This is a genomic window from Novipirellula rosea (genome assembly GCF_039541335.1).
GTDB lineage: Bacteria > Planctomycetota > Planctomycetia > Pirellulales > Pirellulaceae > Novipirellula > Novipirellula rosea.
In genome coordinates this window covers 45,293-64,751 of record NZ_BAABGA010000012.1, presented here as the reverse complement: position 1 = coordinate 64,751, position 19,459 = coordinate 45,293, and the positions used below count along the sequence as shown (strand labels likewise).

Annotated in this window: 14 protein-coding genes; all 14 read right to left on the bottom strand. The window is 56.6% G+C overall.

Annotated features, from left to right (window positions below):
* Positions 1–11: 11 nt before the first annotated feature.
* On the bottom strand, positions 12–2,627 hold the full coding sequence (locus ABD971_RS04780; RefSeq protein ID WP_345319940.1) for a tetratricopeptide repeat protein: 2,616 nt from the start codon (positions 2,625–2,627) through the stop codon (positions 12–14).
* The gene (locus tag ABD971_RS04775) at positions 2,624–4,765 is read right to left on the bottom strand and encodes a vWA domain-containing protein (RefSeq protein ID WP_345319939.1); all 2,142 of its coding nucleotides are present in this window, start codon (positions 4,763–4,765) and stop codon (positions 2,624–2,626) included. The genes ABD971_RS04780 and ABD971_RS04775 overlap by 4 nt, the downstream gene beginning before the upstream one ends.
* The gene (locus tag ABD971_RS04770; protein ID WP_345319937.1) at positions 4,762–5,808 is read right to left on the bottom strand and encodes a vWA domain-containing protein; all 1,047 of its coding nucleotides are present in this window, start codon (positions 5,806–5,808) and stop codon (positions 4,762–4,764) included. The genes ABD971_RS04775 and ABD971_RS04770 overlap by 4 nt, the downstream gene beginning before the upstream one ends.
* Complete coding sequence (locus tag ABD971_RS04765) at positions 5,805–6,617, bottom strand: hypothetical protein (protein ID WP_345319935.1); 813 nt, start codon at positions 6,615–6,617, stop codon at positions 5,805–5,807. The genes ABD971_RS04770 and ABD971_RS04765 overlap by 4 nt, the downstream gene beginning before the upstream one ends.
* On the bottom strand, positions 6,618–7,499 hold the full coding sequence (locus tag ABD971_RS04760) for a DUF58 domain-containing protein (protein ID WP_339944851.1): 882 nt from the start codon (positions 7,497–7,499) through the stop codon (positions 6,618–6,620).
* Positions 7,496–8,470 (bottom strand): AAA family ATPase, encoded by a 975-nt coding sequence (locus tag ABD971_RS04755; RefSeq protein ID WP_345319933.1) that lies wholly within the window; start codon positions 8,468–8,470, stop codon positions 7,496–7,498. Before ABD971_RS04755 ends, ABD971_RS04760 begins: the two co-directional genes overlap by 4 nt.
* 365 nt (positions 8,471–8,835) lie before the next feature.
* Positions 8,836–10,350 (bottom strand): sulfatase family protein, encoded by a 1,515-nt coding sequence (locus tag ABD971_RS04750; RefSeq protein ID WP_345319931.1) that lies wholly within the window; start codon positions 10,348–10,350, stop codon positions 8,836–8,838.
* A 272-nt stretch (positions 10,351–10,622) separates the two neighbouring features.
* A complete protein-coding gene (locus ABD971_RS04745; protein ID WP_345319929.1) occupies positions 10,623–11,945 on the bottom strand; it encodes a metal ABC transporter permease in 1,323 nt (440 codons plus the stop codon).
* Positions 11,942–13,408 (bottom strand): metal ABC transporter permease, encoded by a 1,467-nt coding sequence (locus tag ABD971_RS04740; RefSeq protein ID WP_345319927.1) that lies wholly within the window; start codon positions 13,406–13,408, stop codon positions 11,942–11,944. Before ABD971_RS04740 ends, ABD971_RS04745 begins: the two co-directional genes overlap by 4 nt.
* On the bottom strand, positions 13,405–14,211 hold the full coding sequence (locus tag ABD971_RS04735; protein ID WP_345319925.1) for a metal ABC transporter ATP-binding protein: 807 nt from the start codon (positions 14,209–14,211) through the stop codon (positions 13,405–13,407). Before ABD971_RS04735 ends, ABD971_RS04740 begins: the two co-directional genes overlap by 4 nt.
* The gene (locus ABD971_RS04730; protein WP_345319923.1) at positions 14,208–15,209 is read right to left on the bottom strand and encodes a metal ABC transporter solute-binding protein, Zn/Mn family; all 1,002 of its coding nucleotides are present in this window, start codon (positions 15,207–15,209) and stop codon (positions 14,208–14,210) included. The genes ABD971_RS04735 and ABD971_RS04730 overlap by 4 nt, the downstream gene beginning before the upstream one ends.
* A 663-nt stretch (positions 15,210–15,872) precedes the next feature.
* On the bottom strand, positions 15,873–16,037 hold the full coding sequence (locus ABD971_RS04725) for a hypothetical protein (protein WP_345319921.1): 165 nt from the start codon (positions 16,035–16,037) through the stop codon (positions 15,873–15,875).
* Positions 16,038–16,122: 85 nt separating this feature from the next.
* The gene (locus ABD971_RS04720) at positions 16,123–17,340 is read right to left on the bottom strand and encodes a DUF1559 family PulG-like putative transporter (RefSeq protein WP_339944836.1); all 1,218 of its coding nucleotides are present in this window, start codon (positions 17,338–17,340) and stop codon (positions 16,123–16,125) included.
* A 599-nt stretch (positions 17,341–17,939) separates the two neighbouring features.
* The gene (locus ABD971_RS04715) at positions 17,940–19,451 is read right to left on the bottom strand and encodes a DUF1559 family PulG-like putative transporter (protein WP_345319918.1); all 1,512 of its coding nucleotides are present in this window, start codon (positions 19,449–19,451) and stop codon (positions 17,940–17,942) included.
* Between the last annotated feature and the right edge of the window lie 8 nt (positions 19,452–19,459).

The window sequence follows — 19,459 nt, the reverse complement described above, 5'->3', positions numbered from 1 at the left end:
CCTCCCTCCCCCTATCGCTCGTTGAAGATCAATCGGGTTTGGTCGGCGGGGATCCAGCACTCGCGGCCGTCGGCTAGTTCGATGTTTAACCAATCCGCTCGTCGCGATTGGACATCGAACTCTAACCCGTCATGCAGCGGCTCAAAAAACGCCGTGTCATATGAATACGCGGGGCCTTTGCGACCAAACGTTTCACCGACGATCACCACGCCTTCGCGGCCCGATTGAATGTCGGCGTAAAACGCGGTCCCCGCGATGACCGCGACGCTGGACGCCGCCAACATCACCACCGCCGCCGTCGTCCTTGTTCGGTAGCGAAGGTGCACGAGCAGCAAACTCAGAAACAATGTCCAACTGAGGACCAACGCTGCGCAGATCCATCGCAGCGGCCAACGTAGGAAACGGTCTGCGCGGACATCGTCGATGGCATCGACCGCCAACGCCCGTGCGGCTTTCAAGTTTTCGCGGACCTTGTCGTCAAACGGTCGATACACCTGTGCTTGACGATAACATGCGATCGCCCGACCTAGCTCGCCTGCTTTGAACCATGCATTGCCAGCGTTGTACCAGGCATGTCCTCGTTGTCGGGCGTCGCCGGCAGCACTCTCGAATTTTAACGCCGCTTGCTTGAACAACGATTCGGTTTCTGGCAATCCAGGATCCGAGTGGATGGCTTGATCAAAAAGCACTTCCGCCTCGCTCCACTCCGATGCGACCGCGGGCAGCGGAGTCATGCAGAAGACAATCCATGCGAAAACCGAAAGGCGGCGGAGCTTTGCAAACAGTCGACTTGCTACCCCGTTGAGTTCAGGGATCGAGGCGGTGGATTTCTGTGACGAAAAATCGGATCTGTCCGCAACGGCATGGGTTTTCGCGATCAAGTCGATGTCGGATTGTGAAAGCTCAATCTCACGCAGACGATTTTGAGTGTCCTGGATCGTCCAAGCGTTCGGTGGCACCGAGAATCCGGTAGCCAAAAATCGCAGAAAGGCGTCCCACTTTTGTACGCTGCCCTCGGGTTGCCGCAGCAGTTCCTGGTAAGCGGCTACTTGTCGTCGGTAAACCGGGTGAGTCGCACGACGCCGTCGCTCGCGGACCCAAGGCACAGCAAAGGCAAACAACACGGTGGTGGAGATCATCCACAACCAAAAGTAGTCTGCCAAAATCCCAATCGCGTGATTCAAAAATGGACTCATGATGCCTGGTTGTGCGTTGTGCCAAACCCCTTCGGGTTGTTCGGTCAGAGTTCGTTCGGCGAGGAGCGTTCGTACTTCGAAAAAGTCGCGTCCGTCATCCGCGAGTACTTTCAGGGGAATCGCTGCGGTTTGGATGAAGCGATATTCGCCCGCCTCTGCGTCAAAGACTTGGATTCGCAGCGATGGAAACGCGGTGATGTTGGTGGTCAACGGACGCACACGGATTCGGAAACTGGTTCCATCGGGGTGCCAGGTTCGCCCCATTTCGCTTGAGACGTGGAACCGTCCCCGCAAACTCCGCTGCAACGATAGCGGTGGAAGTTCGAGCATTCCGTGCGGTGCGTCGCTATGCACACGGACGTCGATTTGCAGAACTTGCCCGACCGTGATCTCATCGGTTGCCGACGTGACATCAATCTTGCATGGAGTGAACAACCCGCTAAACCATTCCGAGCGATTTTCCGACGGCAGCGGAAGCACGCGGACCTGCGTTTGTTCGGATTCCACATAGACTCGCTCGTATGACTTCAGCGCCGAAAATGGCTCGAACAATCCATTGTTGTAATAGGCGGCATAAGGAGCGAACGCGCCTTCGGGTCTCTTCAGCAGGGCACACTCTAAACGCGTGGGGCCGATGTTGACCGTGTTGGGTTCATGAAAACGAATGAACAATGGAAACTCGACCGTGCCGAACAAGGCTGGTTTGCCGTCGGGCGGCACACGAGGAACAATGATTCTTCGACCGCCCAGTGGCATTCCCATCTGCTGTTCTTCGGGGGCGGTGCAGCGAGGAATTACCACCTCGGCATCGTGGTTTCGAAAAATGTCCGGATAACATTGCAGTGAGCGAAATCGGTTTGTCTCTTCCTGGCTCGACCATTTGACATTCACTCGCACCGGTTCGCCGACGTAGACCGATGTTTTTTCTGGTCGAAATTCAAACTGCATGTTTGAACTCGGCTGAGGGACGCTGACCAGGAATTGCGTGGGCAGAGTACGGTAAAGATGGGTTGCCGATCGGAACTCGAGCGATGGAAAAACCGATACGCCAGGATGCTGCGGGACAAATCGAACCACCGCCTCGGGTTCGCGGAAATTTGACGTGGAGGGAGCGTTCAGCTCCAAGCCGACAAACGAAACATCCTTGTCATCCGGCGGCAACGATTCCGGTTGCTCCACCGCTTCGGGGAATTCGATCACGACCGTTGCAACCACGTCGGTGAACCAGGATTGCTCTTTGAGTTTGATCGGGATTTCGACGATTTCGAGTTCGGGCTCGGTCGCTGGTGCCTCGGTCGCTGGTGTCTCGGTGGATGACACTTGGGCATCCGCATCTTCATTGTTTAACTGCGCACCGGCAACGTTCGCAGCGGCAAGAGCCAAAACGATTCCAAGCGTCCTCAACAATTCGAGATGCCATCGATGGCTCACCAATCTTTCTCCACTTTGCCTTGGTTGCTCTTGGCTCGCTGTTGTTGGCGAAATTGCAGACTGCCCTGCTCTTGCATCAAAATGTCTTCCACCGAATAGTTGGGGACCGGCAACGGTTGCATTTCTCCGCCGCTGGCAAATTCGCCTTCCCCTTGCATCGACGACATCATCGCTTCATCGGACTCGCTCGATTCCATCATGTCTTCGTAGGACTCTTCATCGTCCCAGTCGCCTTCGTCCGAGTCTTCGGAACTGTCGCTGGCCAACAGGTCCAGGATCTCTTGGATCTTGCGAATGGCAATCTGTTGTAGGTCGCGAGCATTGGCCCAGCGGCTCCATTGCCGTAGCGGATCGACCGCCAAGTCTTGGGCCGTGATCACTTGTTTCATCAGCCTCAGTGGCTCTTCCAGTACGCTTAGCGGTTGCGTGTCTTCGGACGGAACCGATTGCGACATCGCTTGGTCGAGTGTCTGCATGGCCGCGTCGATCGCAATTCCTTCTTGATGCAATTGTCGCTGCTGTTGCGAGAATTGTTTGCCATCCTCGGCCGCAGTTTCCGGTTCGCCATCCGGCGGTTGGGCAACCGCCGGATGGCGACGCCCTGGGACCGGTCGGCTGGGAACCTTGTCGCTCAAGTCCGTTTGTTTTTGTTGCAGTTCCTGAAGCAGCTCGATCAAATTTTGAAGTTGCTCTTGCAGTTCCTGCTGTCGCTCATCCTCTTGTTCGATTTGCTGTTGCAGCTGAGTGATCCAGTTTGCGGTCGGATCGAGTCGCATCCTCGCACGCTCGAGCTCGGGTGACATCCGGCATGCATCCAGAAAACAGGTCTGGGCTTGCTCGACGTTTGACAAGGCGGCTCTCGGTTCCACATCCGCGTCCTTGGCGGCTAGATCCAAGTAGCACAGCCCTTGGTTGAATCGCAGTGCTGCGGTTTGCTGAGCCGAAATCTGGCCGGCCACGATGCTCGATTCGATCGCGTCATAGATCTCCATCGCATCCGCCGTCCGGCCTGCGGATTGTAGCCGTACGGCTTCGGCGAACTGCGTCGCCACACCGGTTTCCTCGGCCGACAATGATGGCGTTGTCACGACGCTGATGGCGGCGATGAAAAGCAAGGCCGCAATCTGCTGCACTGGTAATCGTGTTCGCCTGCGTCCGTGCGAACGATGCTGCCGCTCGGCGATCAATAACATCGCTAATGCCAGCCCCATCAGCGGGAATCCAAGCTCTTGATAAGTAACGTAGGTGTCGCTTCCGCCGACATCGGCGATGGGTTTCTCGCTCGCGTATTGCCAATACAGACCAGCCAGATCAAATGCCGACGTTCCTGCCGAGACGTAGGTGGCGCCGCTCGCCAAACGAGCAAGCTCTCGAAGTCCGCTTTCGTTCAATCGCGTCGTGACAAATTGTCCGTCGTGTTTCAAGTACTCCGTCGCGCCGTCGTCGCCGGTGATAGGAATGCGTGAACCTGACGCTGTGTCGCCAATGCCAACGAGCAGTAATCCCGAGTCATGCTCGTTCAGCAGTTTCGCGATCCGCTGATTGTGCGTTCCGTGTTCTTCGCCGTCGGTCAGGACGATCAAATCCTGCATCCCTTTGCGCTGTTCGGTAAAGATGCTGTCGGCACACTTTTCGGTGGCGGATAGTAAGGTGGTGCCGCCGAAATCGACGGTTCGCGGAGTGGCTTGGTCCAACACGTATCGCACAAAGTCGTAATCGAACGTCAGCGGACAGAGAATGTTGGCACTGCCCGCGTACACGACCAATGCCACTCGTTCGGATTGCAAGTGGTCCAGTGCGTCACGAATCGCGTCTTTGGCGGCATCCAATCGCGACGGATAAGCATCCTCGGCCAACATGCTTTGCGAGACATCGAGGACAAACACCACGTCACGCCCACTTTTGGCCACCGAGTGACGTTGCGGTGAAATCCCAGGACGCGCTAACGCAAGGATCAATAACAGCATCGCCGCCAAGCAAAGCCGGTCACGCCATGGCGATCGCTGGCCAAGATCGCCGCCCATCGCATCGATGACACTCTTTCGGCGACGCTGCGCACGGCGAAGCAACCACGCCACCGGCAACAGCATCACCAGCAGTGCAAGCATGCTCGGATTTTGAAAGGTAAAGAACGTCATGGCACCGTCCGTAACCACGTGGCTTCGAGCACAAGAGCAATAATCAATATCGATAGCGAAACGGCCAATGGCAACCCGAACCACTCGGCGACTCGCGTGTATTGGCGCGTCACGATGCGGGAACGCTCTAATTGATCCACCTCGGAATACACCGCCAACAACGACTCGAAATCGTGAGCGGTGCGAAAAATGCCCCCCGTTTCGCTGCTAATGTGTTCCAGCACACGTTCGGCTTCGGAAAGCGGCGGATCTGCAAGCGGTGCGGACGACGATGACGCGGATATCGATGGAGGGGCATGATCCCCCAAGCTGATGCAGTAGACGCGGCAGCCCCACTCTTTCGCCAATCCCGCGGCCTCGACTGGCAAATGTTGCCCCGAGTTGTTCTCTCCGTCGGTCAGCAGGATGATCACGCGGCTGGAAATTTCACTTTCGAACGATCGTCGCTCGCGAACGTCGGGATCATCGAGTTGTCGCAGACGGGCAGCGGCAATCGCCAAGGCATCTCCATAAGCGGTGCCGTCTTCGTTGGGCCGCTGTTGGATTTCGAGGTCGCGAACCAATTGCAGCAGTGCTTCGTGCCCAAACGTCAACGGGCTACGTGTGTCGGCGTACCTTGCAAACGTGATCAGCCCCAGCAGATCGCCTTCGCGTCCCTTCAATTTTTCGCCGTCGCCCGCGATGAAGCGTTCCACCAATTCCTTGGCCACCTGCATGCGGCTGTTCTGTTTTTTGTCAGGCAGCTGGATGCTCATGTCCATACTGCTGCTGACGTCGACCAACAACTCAATCGCGATTCCTTCGGACACCTGGACCGTGTGCGTGCTTCCCGCTTGCGGTCTGGCCAGTGCCACGATCAAGAGCATCAGCGAGACGATGCGAAGCAGCGGTAGCAGCCACAGGTAACGAGCACGTCCGCGATCGGTATGTTGCCAAAGTTGTAGCGACGGGACCTGCAAACTAGGACGCGCAATTCGCATCCGCCATGCCAATATCGTAGGAACCGGCAACAACAGCAGCAGCCAGGGATAGGCGAAACTCATCTCCCCTCCTGCTGTTGCAACTGTTGGGCAAGTTGCGCAGTGTCGTAGTCTTCGGCGTAAACCGCTCGCTCGATCGCCGCACGCACGTCAACCGATGCGGTAAAGTTCGGGTCGGCCAGCAACCGTTCCAATTCGTGACGCGGCATTTGGCCGGACTGCAGCAAATGTACGAGATCGTCCGTTGGCGGCGGTGACTGCGAGGTGGACGGTGCGACCGTGGGTTGCCGATTCCGGTGCTTTCGAGCGACAACGAAGATCGCGAGCAAAAACACCAAGCCGATGCCGACAGCGGCTGCAAAAAAACTCAGCGACTGCGATGACTGCGCCGGCGTTGAGGTCGGCAATGGCACAGGCGTCGTCGCGGTGTCGGTGATTCCGATTGGCTCAATCACCAGCGTCAGATCAGGGATCGTTACCGTTTGCCGACCGCGCGAGGTCACGACATCGATGGTCGCACCTGACACTCGCAGCGACCCAGAACGCTTGGGTTGAAACACCAAACTTTGCCGCTGTTGATAACGTCCGTCCTGGTATTGCAGAGGGAGTTTTTCCACGGTGATCGCGTGCATGTCTGGGTTTGCAGGAACATGCAAATCGAACTGGCCCCACGCGTCTCGGTCCATCTCGGCCCGCAGTTGCACGACGTCCCCTGGGCTGGCATGGTCAGGGATAAACCGCACGGTAATGCCAAACGATTTCGGGCTGAGCTTGCTTTCCGCCGATCCCGCAATTTCCGCCGCGATCGTAACGGTTGCCAAGATCGTGATAAAAACGAACGGTAAAATGGAACCGAGAGCACAACGCAACATTTAGCCACCCGTCTCGTCAGCAACACGTCGATGCCGCGACTGGAAATAGCTCGCCAGTGCCGTCACGCAGTCTTCGTCAACACCCAGCTCCATCAATCCGATGCCGCTCTGCAGCATCTGTTCCTGCAGCGCGATAGGGTGCTCGTCGGTTTGCTGCTTCGTGCACTTCAAATCGACATAACGCTGCGATCCCGTCTCGGTGTCTTCCATGTGAACCAGTTCGGTGGATGCGGCGAGCTGCGTTTGCGTATCAAGCACATTGACGGCATTCAGATCATTGCGGGCCGCCAATGCGCGGAGTTCGTCAAAGTAGTCGGACGCCAAAAAATCCGAAATCACGAACACCACCGAGTGTTTTCGTGCCATATGACCAAACCGGCTCAACACCGCCTTGAATGCGGTTTCCCGGCCGGTGGGCTCGAAGTTCAGCATCGTGTCCATGATCCGTAACGCATGCGAACGACCCTTTCCAGCCGGGATCACCATTTCGACACGATCGGTAAACAGGATCAGACTGACGCGGTCGTTGTTCCGCACCGCGGCCATCGTTAGCAGCGCACACAGTTCGGTGATCAGCGCGCGTTTGCGACCGCCGCTCGACTGGATCATCGACGCCGAGACGTCGACCAACAAATACAGAAACTGTTCTCGCTGTTCGATGTAGCGTTTGATGTGCGGTTCGCCCGTCCGTGCGGTGACCTTCCAGTCCATTGATCGCACATCGTCGCCCGGCTGATATCGCCGTACATCCTCGAATTCAATTCCTTGACCACGGAAAACCGAGTGATATTCGCCCGCCAGCAGATGTTCGACTGGGCGACGGCATTTCAATTCTAATAGGGAAAGTTGAGCGTCGGTGTTGGAAAGCGAATCAGGAATCATGACTCGACAACCGGCACCGTTGATAACATTTGATCCAGCAAATCATCGGACGTGATCGACTCGGCTTCCGCGCGATACGAGATCGCCAATCGATGCCGCAAAACATCATGGGCGACGTCCTTCACATCCTGAGGGACGGTGTAGTCACGCTGCTGCATCATCGCGTTCCCGCGGGCCGCCAGTGACAAGTAGATCGATGCGCGTGGTGACGCTCCGAATCGGACATAACGCTCGATATCCAGTCCGTACTTTGCTGGATGACGTGTACAGTCCACCAACCGAATAATGTAACGTTCGATCTTTTCGTCCAAGAACGTCGCGTCGAGTGTGCTTCGCATCTGCATCAATTCATCAAGCGACAACACCGGTTGGATGTTCACCTCGGAACGAGTCTTTGCCATCCGCTGCATGATCACGAGTTCTTCGTCCATGCTGGGGTAGCCCACTTTTAACTTGAACATAAACCGATCGACTTGGGCTTCGGGAAGCGCGTAGGTCCCCTCTTGCTCGATCGGATTCTGAGTCGCCAAGACAAGAAATGGCGACGGCAGATCAAAGGTCTCTTTGCCCAGCGTGACTTGTTTTTCCTGCATCGCTTCGAGCAGCGCCGATTGCACCTTGGCTGGCGCCCGGTTGATTTCATCGGCCAGTAGCAAGTTGGCGAACACAGGCCCTTTCTCAGGGGTAAAGACATGGTGCCGCGGGTCGTACACCAACGTGCCGGTGAGATCGCCCGGCAACAGATCGGGAGTGAACTGGATGCGGCTAAAGTCTGCGTCGATCGCCTTGGCCAAACAATTGACCGTCAACGTCTTGGCGATCCCAGGCACCCCCTCTAACAACACATGGCCATTACACAATAGCGCCAACATCAACCGGTCGATCAGCGGCTGCTGGCCGACGACATGTTTGGCGATTTCGCTCTTTATCTGGTCCAGCTTTTCGCTGGTTTCGGTCGATTGTGTCGTCAAAAGCCTGTCAAATCCTGGTTCAAGGCCACGTCAAGGGATGCGATCAATGTACCGATTTGGCGTCGAGGTCGCTACCATCGCTAACCTCGTTCCAACGTAGCGAAACTCGCCAAGAGTTTCGGGGAGCGAACGTCATGGAACGAAAGTGTTGACGACTTGTTGATTTAGTGAGCCGCGACGCGTCAGCGGCCGGGTCCCACGCGTTACCCGGTGCCTTACGGCCCACGGCTCACCATTTCGATTTGCAATTGGATTAATTCAACAAGCCGTTGACGACTTCCGCTACGGTAAAAATGCTTCACCGCGTTGGAGCGAAACGCTAACGCGGCATAGTCCCCATCCCTTTGATTCGTCGACGAACCCCCCTATTCCCCTGCGGACTTGTTGGCTTTGCGTTTCTTGCCGTTACCGCCTTGCTGCTTTCCTTTTTTGGAATTCTTCGTTTCCCATGCCTTGCGAGCCTGTTCACGCGTCATGCCCTTGTAGGCGTGTTGGTGCAGGATCGCGTCGTATTCGGTTTCGATTCCCTCGTCGCCTTGCGACGCCATCCACTGATCAAGGTTGCTCTTCAATTCCTTGATGACGCTGGCGTACTCGGGGTTTTCGGCCAGATTGTTCATTTCCAATGGATCGGCATTACAGTCGTACAGCTCTAGTTCGGGACGATAGTAGTAGCGATTGACCAGCTCTTTTGCGTTGCTGTCGCCGGCTTTGGCCGCCTCGACCATCGATTGAAAGTAGGGAGCCTGGGTGCACGCATTGGTGAACTTAGTTTCGTGATTCAGATTCCAAATCAACCGGTACTGTTGCCCACGCACCGTTCGGATTGCGTACGCGTCGCTGCCATTGATGATGCCTCGCGTCGTCATGATGCCGTAGCTAAACGATTTGTGCTGGTCCGTTTCGCCGGCCAACACAGGGATGAAGCTCTTGCCGTCTAAGTCAGGTTGCGGGGCCGCTCCGGCTGCGGCGATGAAGGTTGGCGTCACGTCGACATATTCGACCATCGCATCGGTGACCGTGCCCGGTTGGACCTTGCCCGGCCAACGGACGATCATCGCGGATTGCAGCCCGTTGCCGTAGCAAGTCCACTTTGCAAAGGGAAACGCGTTGCCCTGTTCCGACACCACCATCACCAACGTATTGTCGCTGAATTGATGCTTATCGAGTAGCTGCAAAATTTGGCCGACTTGGTCATCAAAATAGGTGACTTCGGCGAGGTAGTCGCTGAAATCCTCACGCACTTGCGGCGTGTCGACGATGTAGGGCGGCAGTTTGATTTTGGCAGGCGGGTATTGCGACGCGTCCCCCATGTTCCAAGGCGAATGAGGCTCGTTGGAACAGGCGAACAGACAAAATGGCGTTTCCGAATCACGACACTCCGAAAACAGTTTGTCAATCTGCTTCATATCCGGATTCTTTTTTCCGATGTATTCAAACGGGAATACCTGTTGGGGGCCAATGTGGGTTTTGCCCGAAAGTGCGACTCGGTACCCCAGCGGTTTCAAATAGTGAACGATGCTCTGCGTTCCATCCGCCGCGAACGTGTGGTTTGGGTACGCGCCCGACTTCACCGGGTAGAGCCCCGTGTACAAGTTGTGCCGCGTTGGCGAACACATCGGTGCCGCCTGGAAACAGCGGTTGAACTTCATCCCCGACTGGGCCAATTGGTCGATGTTAGGCGTGTGAGCCTGGCCTCCGTAACAACCAATGTCACGAAACGTACAGTCATCGGCAATGATGAAAACGATGTTGGGCCGATTCGCCGAAGCGTCGGCGGCCTCCGTCTTTGTCACCCCTGAAACCGAGAGCAGTAAAACAAGGCTCAAGGCAAACGTTCGCACTACCGTATGGGGAATCGCAAGGGTGGGGGGCCGCATAATGTCTCTCGTTGGGTTTTGTTGGGGAGGGGGGGGGGCGTGGGGACCGTCGCAGATAGTACTATGAATTCTAGCGTGGGAATCATGCGTTTTGCGTCATAATCAAAAGATTCCGGTAGTGGACGAGGCCACGAGTCCCGTCGCAATTCTACCTTCCTGCACGAACTCACGAGAACGCTCGCTGAAATGAGCCACACGGGATTCGTTGCCTCATCCACTACCGATAATTCGTGAGGCGGGCACCACTTGGCAGCATGCCCTGCCGCACGCTCTTACTCTTGTTCGCTCGGGATTTCGCTGCCGTGCGGGTCGCGTGAAGGCGATTCCGTGGCGTCGCATAATTGGTCACGCAATTGGCGGTCGGTAAAGTGCTCGAGTCGCTCGGCCTTGTCGTGAATTCGGGTTGCGTCCAAGCTGACTTCCGAAACCAAATACTGCTCCCACAAACGGTGCGAACGCACCAGCTCGCGGGCATGTTGCCGGCCGTCGTCGGTCAAGCAGTAGCCGTTATCGTCAAGAGCCAACTCGTTGCGCCGCCACAGTGTTAGTAGGGCCATGCGAAGCTGCCAGCGTTTGGCGAACAACTCGTCGGCGAGTTCACGTTCGTTTGTCGAGGGCACGGTGTCCACTGGTTCGGATCGCTCTTGTTGCCGATACAGATAGGCGACAATATCATCGCACAATATTTGCAATGACAACGCGCGGTTGCGAACCCAGCGGACGATCAATCCTTGACGCGGCGCAAACAGTAACGCGATCACGAAAAACACACCAACCATCACCGCCATCATACTCGCGGTGGTTGTGCTGTGATAGCCAAACCAAGTGGGAACGACGACGGCGGCGACATGACCGCTGGCCGCACCGACCGCCGCGATGATGCTTGACAGCACGATCATGCGGCCCAGTCGATCTGTTAATAAGTTCGCAGTCGCGGGAGGAACGATGAACATCGCGACGACCAAGATGTTGCCGACACTTTCAAAGCTCGCCACCGCGGTTACCGCCACCAATACCATCAAGGCGTAGTGCATCACGGTAGCCGAAAATCCCATCGATGTCGCTAGTGACGGATCGAATGAGCTGAGCTTGAGTTCTTTAAAGAAGATGACGACGAACAAAAGATTGACGATCGTCACGCCAAGCAGCACTGCCACCGCTCGTGGAATATCGAAGCCCAAAAGTTCGACGCGATCGAGATGCGTCGATTCGATTGCACCATACAGCACACAGCCAGCGTCCAAGTCAACGCGATCCGCTGCCTGCACAATCATGACCAACCCTAGCGCAAACAGCGACGTGAAAACGACGCCCATCGACGCCCCTTCATCTACCTTGCCGACACCGCGAATCCATTCGGTAAACAATGCGGTCAAAATACCGACAATCACCGCACCCAAGAACATCGGCAAACTGCTGCGGCTGTTGCTGATGAAAAACGCGACTGCCAAGCCTGGCAAAATGGCATGCGAAACCGCATCGCCCAGCATGCTCAATCGACGGAGTACCAAGAAATTTCCCAACAGCGCCGAAGCGATCGCGCACAACATCCCTGCCGCCACAATCCAGCCATCAAGTTGCCACTCCCAGATCATCGGCGCAACCTCCGCGTATCGGACGGTTCGCTGATCGTGGCGTGCGGACTTGCAGGAACGGAAATCTGCAGGGGCTCTTGATCAAGCAACGCCTCAAGTTCATCGACAAGCTCGGGTTCGAGGACATGTTCGATATCGTCGGCATCACGATCGACGCGGCCGGGAGCCACTTCTGCATACGTTATCAGATACAGTTCCCACAATCGGTGTTGCCGCGTCAAGCGAGCGGCTTCAGCGTAACCCGCTTGGGTTAAGCGAACGGTGCCATCGCGTTGCACCAGGTACTGATCGCTTTCTGCCTGAGCAATGGTGCGTCGCAACTGGGGGCTGGACCAACTGCGAATCGACAGCAGTTCCTTGGTCGGGACGGACATATTGCGTTTGGCTTGCTCCATCGCCGGTTTGGATTCCAGCAATTCGTAGATGCCTCTCAGTAAATGCTGTTTTCGCACCCGGCGATTCAAGCGATGTCGTCTCAGAAAACGCACCAACACGCCTCGCGCGGTCCCGAACATCATGCTAAACAAAAACAACACGGTACAGGTCAACACGATCATCGCGCCTGAGGGTAGGCGGGGGAATAATGCACTGGATGCCGCACCGACGACGCCGCCAATTCCCCCGAGTAACGCCGCCAACCCGGCGACCGCCCACATTTTTTCGCTCCAAAAACGCCCCGCAGCCGCGGGAATCACCATCAATGCAACCATCAGAATCAAGCCCACCGCTTGCAGTCCCACGATTGTCACGAGCACCACCAGTGCCATCAGCGTCATGTCTAGTAGCACGACGGGCATGCCCCTAGATCCAGCGAAATTCTCGTCAAAGCAAAGCAGCTTGAATTCTTTGAACAGCAGCAAGCATCCGAGGGTCGCGAAAGACGAGACAGCGGCGATCAGTCTCGCGTCGTAAGCGTTCATCGAAGCGGTCTTGCCATAGATAAAGCTCTCCAGTCCTGCGGCACTTCCCTTGTCCATTTGCTGGACCACACCCAGTAACGCCATCCCGGCGCCGAAAAAGACACTCAATGCGATCCCTAATCCTGCGTCCTCCTTTAGTCGTGTCTGACGCTGGATCACCACGACTAATCCGACACCAAGCAATCCAGAGACGGTGGCGCCGAACAGCAAGATTGGCAATGTTTTGCCATCCATCCCCATCACACTGGCGATGATAAACGCCACGGCGATCCCCGGCAAACTGGCATGCGAGAGGGCATCGCCCAGCAGCGCACGCTTTCGCAACAGCGTGAAGCTGCCGACCAAACCTGAGGCCACTCCTAGCACCGCGACACCGAAGATCACGACGCGAGTGTTGTAGTCCTCCAGCAGCACGACTCGTCGCCACTGCTCGCCACTAGGCCACTCGATACGTCGGTCGGTGATCGATTGGGCAGACGTTTGTGTCGGTGCCGCAAATGCGGAGATGAATGCGAGCAGCAAGAACAACACGATCCGATTCACAGCGATCGCTCCCGGCGCCGCATTGCCTCGCTGACTTCGTCCAATAACGTCAAGCGTCCCCCGTAGGTCTTGTTCAGGTTTTCCGAGGTAAAGGTCTCTTCCACGGGGCCGTGGGCCACGACCCGCATGTTCAACAGCACGACGTAATCAAAATATTCGGGGACGGTTTGCAAGTCATGGTGAATCACGACCGCCGTCTTGCCGCGTGATTTTAGTTCACGCAGGATCTCGACAATGGCCTTTTCTGTGGACGCGTCAACTGCGGCAAAGGGTTCGTCCATCAGATACAGATCGGCGTCTTGAACGAGGGCTCGCGCCAGAAAGGTTCGCTGTTGTTGGCCGCCTGATAATTGGCTGATTTGGCGACGCGCAAGGTCCGCGATTCCGACTCGGTCGAGCGCTTCCATCGCGGCTTGGCGATGTTTCTTGCGAACCGGAAAACACCATCCGATCTTGCTGTACAGCCCCATCGCGACCACGTCGAGTGCATCGACCGGGAAGTCCCAGTCGACACTTTCTCGCTGGGGCACATAACCAACGCGGTTCCGATTGCGACGGTAGGTATCGCCGAAAACTTTGACGCGGCCCGACGCGACCGGCACCAAATCCATGACCGCTTTTAGTAATGTGCTTTTGCCCGCCCCGTTGGGGCCAACCACGCCGATCAGCGAACCAGCGGGCAAATCGAAACCGACATCCCAAATCACCGGTTTGCGGTGGTAAGCGACCGTCAAGTCATCGACCGACAATGCAATCGATGACGGAGGGTTTTCTGGTTTCGGCGTTGCGGCAGCTTGGCTCATGGGCTCAGTTTACCTTGGAAACCTTTCTCGGGGGCCTCGCCACCTAAGCCGCGAGCCACCGCGGTCATGTTGTGGTCGAGCATTCCGATGTAGGTTCCTTCATAGGTCCCGGACGCTCCCATTGCGTCGCTAAATAATTCTTTGTCACCGACGCGAACGTCGTGGCCTCGCGAATGAGCTCCCTCGACTAACGAGTCGATGCTCTTTCGAGGCACGCTGCTTTCGACGAACACCGATTTCACTTTTTTATCGACTAGTAGGTCAACCAGTTCATTGATCTGTTGCAGTCCCGCTTCGGATTCCGTCGAGATCCCTTGCACTCCGATCACCTCCAAGTCATAGGCACGACCAAAATAATTGAATGCGTCGTGCGACGTCACCAAAATGCGACGGTCCTTGGGGATCGTCGCAATCACTCGTTTGCCGTAGGCATGGAGCTCGGCAAGTTGTTCTTGCAATGCTGCGGCCCGCTCTTGGTATGCCGAGGCTGACGGAGGGTCGATCGCAGCCAATTCGTCCGCGATCACCGTGGCACATTTCGACCACGCCGACACATCCATCCAGACGTGCGGATCGTAGTGACCGGCGAAATCATCGGGTTCCAGTAGGGCTGCCGGATCGATGGCTTCGGTGACCGCGACGACCGGCTTGTTGCGGGCCATTTTGACCAGTGTGTCGGTCATTTTGCCTTCCAGCATCAGCCCCGAATAGAAGATCACGTCGGCTCGCATCATCGTTGCGACGTCGTCACGAGTCGCCTTGTACAGGTGCGGATCGACACCCGAGCCACAGATTTGCGTGACGTTGACGCGGTCGCCGCCGACGCTGCGGACCAGGTCGGCCACCATCCCGACCGTCGTCGTGACGGCAATCGGTGAATCGGGATCCACGGTTGCGGTGGCTCGATTCACATCGGTTGGCGCGGAGGTTTCATTCGAGCTGTCACAACCAAAAGTCGCCGCGAACAGCAGTAAGACGAGAGAGAGGGAACGTTTCACAGCAGTTTAGGCTCCAAGTATGACGCAACCGCACACTTACAACGATCGACGCAATCTTCGGCAATTAGCTGCGGCTAACTTTTGTCCAGTCTAACAGTGGCGATGCTAGCCAACCAGTGCCCATCGCTGAACCGTCGCGTCGGAGCAAGCGGTGATTCGAACCCGGGGGTGGGGATCGCCGGGGCGAGCAAGTTGGCGTCGCTAGCCCAATGCCATCTGTTTTGGCACTAAACGGGTGGTTTTCTTAGCGGAGCGGCGCGGGGCCTCGCCCGGTCAATTTCGAACGCTTTGCTCGCTGCAACCGGGCGGGCCCTGCGCCACACCGCTACCCAAAGTAGATGGCATTGGCCGCAAGCAATGCAGGCCGTTAATCAAAAAGGCCCTTCAATTGAGAGGGCCCCGGCCATAAGAGAGCGTGAACGCCAGCGGTCCGTTTCACACTGCAGCGAAGTTTGTCATCAGGATCATGCGACCATATCGATGTGACTGCGTATCAATGTGACTGTGTATCAATGTGACTGTGTCGCGACTCGAGCGATCGAGTCATTCGCTTTCCGTCCGCATGCTTGCCTGCGGAGCAATGGCTCCGCGACAAGCAATAATGATGGCCGAGACAAACGATGGCGAACTCAATGTCAACGATACCGCCATCGATGCCGAGTGCTACTCATCCGCAACGGGGACCGTCGGAGGTGCGGGGTTCTCTTCGGCAAATTCATCAAACGCACCTTGAGGTGTCTGAGATGTCGAAGAGTCCGAGCCACAGCCGAGGGTGAATCCCATGACGGTCGCAGCGATCAGGAGGCTAAAGAGTTTAAGCGTATTCACGGTAAGTCGACCTGTTGTGAAGTGGGTGAAATTGGTCCAGAAAAAAACGGGGACGAGAGAAAGGGAGGTGGGGGAATCGAGACCGTTATGGAATCGATGATTCGGTTTCTTTCGCAGCGCGTGTTCCCAACGCACCCCACAATCCATATGGACTTTGCGTGCCTGGGGGCAACGATCCTGACACGTTGCCCACATTGGCACTTGTCTGGTTGCCGGCTTCGATCGATTCGGTGACGAACTTCACCGCGCCGTCGGCCATCAACACATGGCATCCGCCTTGATGGCGACTGCTTGGTGGACAGAGCCCCGTATTGAAGTTGTTGTTGTTCATGCACAACGGGCTGTTCGGTGGACTGATGGTGTGCATGTGTCCCCACAGTGTTCGCATCATGAACCACTTGTAGCCACGACGTTGCTCGGATTCGGTTCCGCCACCCTGGTGAAGCGCGAAGGCGGCTGACGCACTCCAGAACTGAGGACGCTGAGGGTCGATGTGGGCATCGCATGCCTGAGCACCACCCGCAAACCCAGGGTTGGTTCCCGTCGTCATCGCCGCACGCGTGGTTACGTCGTTGTCGCCCAGGTCGGTGTTACATTCGCCTGCGGCGATCGTATTGGCCAAGCCGTCCAAGATATCACGGAAACCCATTTTCGCGCGAGGGACAAAGACGCCTCGGTTTGCCGCTCGCGATTCTTCGAACGTCGCCGAGCTCGAGGAGCCGTCATCACTGAGCGGTCCAGCGGGCCGGAACACCGAGTCACCAACACAGGCAACGTAGTTGGTCCGTGCCGCCGCGGGTAATCCAACGCCGGGGTCGCTCGGGCATCGCAGAGCCGCAACTTCGGTCGCCCATGGCTCGTAGCGAGCGATCGCTTGCTCACCCGCCCATCGCCGAGGGCTTGGCCCCATGGATGGAAAGATTGCGCCGGTAATTGGGTCCTTTAGCGGATTACTGATCTGTTCCCACAACGCTTGTTGTTCGATGAACGGCATCAGCCCAACAAGCCAGCTCAATTCCAGCCGGTTATTGGACGTCGGCACCTGAGCCGCGCTGGTGGCGTCCGGCGTTCCGCCGGAACGATGGTTCGTCCCGGTGCCGTGGGTGGGCAGTTGATTGTAGGCCGAATGGTAGTTGTGGATTCCTAAGCCAATTTGTTTGAAATTATTGCTGCAACTCATCCGGCGAGCTGCCTCGCGGGCTGCTTGAACGGCGGGCAACAACAAGCCAACAAGGACGCCAATGATGGCGATGACCACCAATAGTTCCACCAGGGTAAAACCTGGGCGTTTTTGAGCGGACATGGGAGACTCCGAAAAAGGAAAGTAAGGACAATGGGATCCGGTCGCTTCGCCATCCCGAATGGATTCGAGTAACCTCGTTCGGTAATGCGAGGTCGGCTTGGCAAAGGGAAAGGAAGGTTCGGTAAAACGAAGCTACGCTCCGCAAGAAGCAATGATCTCCACACGCGTGAGGCTACGCTCATGACAAAGGGGACAGAGGGGGAGTGGCGCGGACGTCGCTAGACTCCACCGCACATCACTACACACCGACGATCGTCGCTGATTTTTAATTCTAGCTGTCCATTAGGGAGTGGAAAGCCACGTTCGCGCCGCGGGAGGGGAAAATGTGACACAATTTGTCGCTTGGGATCATCCGGATGGGGGACAGGCAGGGTCCGGCGTGTCGCCTGATTCGAAAACTGTCACTGGTGTAGGTGGAGTTGCTGCCCGCCGTTGGGTGGGCGGCGACGTTTCTGAAAGTGGAACCGAGGTTGGCTGTTCAGCGAAATACTGGATACGATGAGCCAATTTGGCCAGGCACGATCAGGTCAAGCCAGGAATCGGCTTGATGATTTTCGCAGTAAATCAGAAGACCATCTGAGAGCTCAGCGAAACCGATGTCACTTCACATCGTCTTGCTGAACGACTTCTCTACCTGCCATCGTCAGCAGGGCTTTAAGTGTCTTGGCGGCGATGGCGGGCGTTAGAACGTGCACCGAGCCGTCGGCGTAGCCTGACACGGCGTAAGGTTGATCCCCAAAGAACTGTTCTTTCAACTTGGCTTCGTCCAGTTGCCAGTCGTCCGGTTTCGTCCAGGCAACCGCCGCCGATTTGGGGGCAGTTGCGATCCAAACCGTTGCGCTCGTGCCGTCGGTGATGTCTCGTAAGGTGCGTGGCGGACCCTCGCCCGACCATAGACCGCCCGCAATCACGGGCAGCCGAATACGGCTCTTGCCTGCTGGCAGATCATCTCCGGCGATACTGAACACCTCCGGCATCTGTTCGGCCAACGGGCGATTGTGCTCGCTGTCCCACGGTTCATCCAGTTTGAACTTGGCATACAGCGGTGCCTGTTCCAAATAGGGCAACAGAGCGACGCGCCAACTGAGCAGCGGCCGACCCTTAGCATCGACCGTGTACTTGCCAGGCAGGAAACCTTGCTTGGCGTGAAAGTTATGCATCGCCAACGCCAACCGTTTGAAGTTGTTCATCGTTTGCTGTCGGTGGGCATCTTGCTGGGCCTGCTTGACCATCGGTGCCAAAAATGCCTGCAGCTTTTCGGGGTCGGCTTTGATGACCACGCTCGCCCCATCGACACTTAGCGTAGGGCGTGGCAAGCCAGGTGGGATCGCCTTCAGCAGCTTGGACGTCTCTTGTTCGCAAGCGACCGCTCCAGCAGGGTCGACCGACTGGATTCTCAATTCAAACGCCGTCTTCGGTGGTAATGACCAACCGATCGCGATCGAGCGAACCGACGCGATCCAGCGGCTTGGCGAAAAGTCGGTAGGGTCGTGGTTGCCGAGTTTGTCGGGCCACAGGTTCGCTAGTTCTTCATGGATATCCTCTGGCAAACTGACCACGGTTTGGTGTGGAAAGTGAGCCATCGACTGCAGGCTTGCATTAAATTCGGGGCGATCAATCGAGCGGGAATCAGGGACGCCTTTCTGGAAATGTTCCGCCATCATTGCCGGACAAACGACGACCGCTTGGTCGGTGGTCACGACGCGAAAATCAAACGGCAACGAGACTGAATCCAGCAGTTTCGTTAATCGTTTGCTGACGGCATCTCTGTCATCGCAGGGCACGACGATACACACGCCGCCTTGTATTAGCACACGGCCGGGAACGGAAACGTACAAGTCGTTCGCGCCGGCGTCACGCAGCGATTCGATGACGCTTTCGGCCAACGAAACAATCGGTGATTCTCCAGGGCCGCCAGCGAACTGCGACGTAAGTTGCTTGATTGCTGGAACGTCGATCTGCGACAAATCCAGGTGTGCCGCTAGGATCGTGTCATGCATCACAATGCCAACTGGAAAAACCTTTTGCGAAGCGGCAGAATTCTCCTGGGCTGTGGCAGTGAGCGGCAGCGTCGTGAATAGTACGACTGCGATCCATTTTGGGTTGAACATGAGGACGG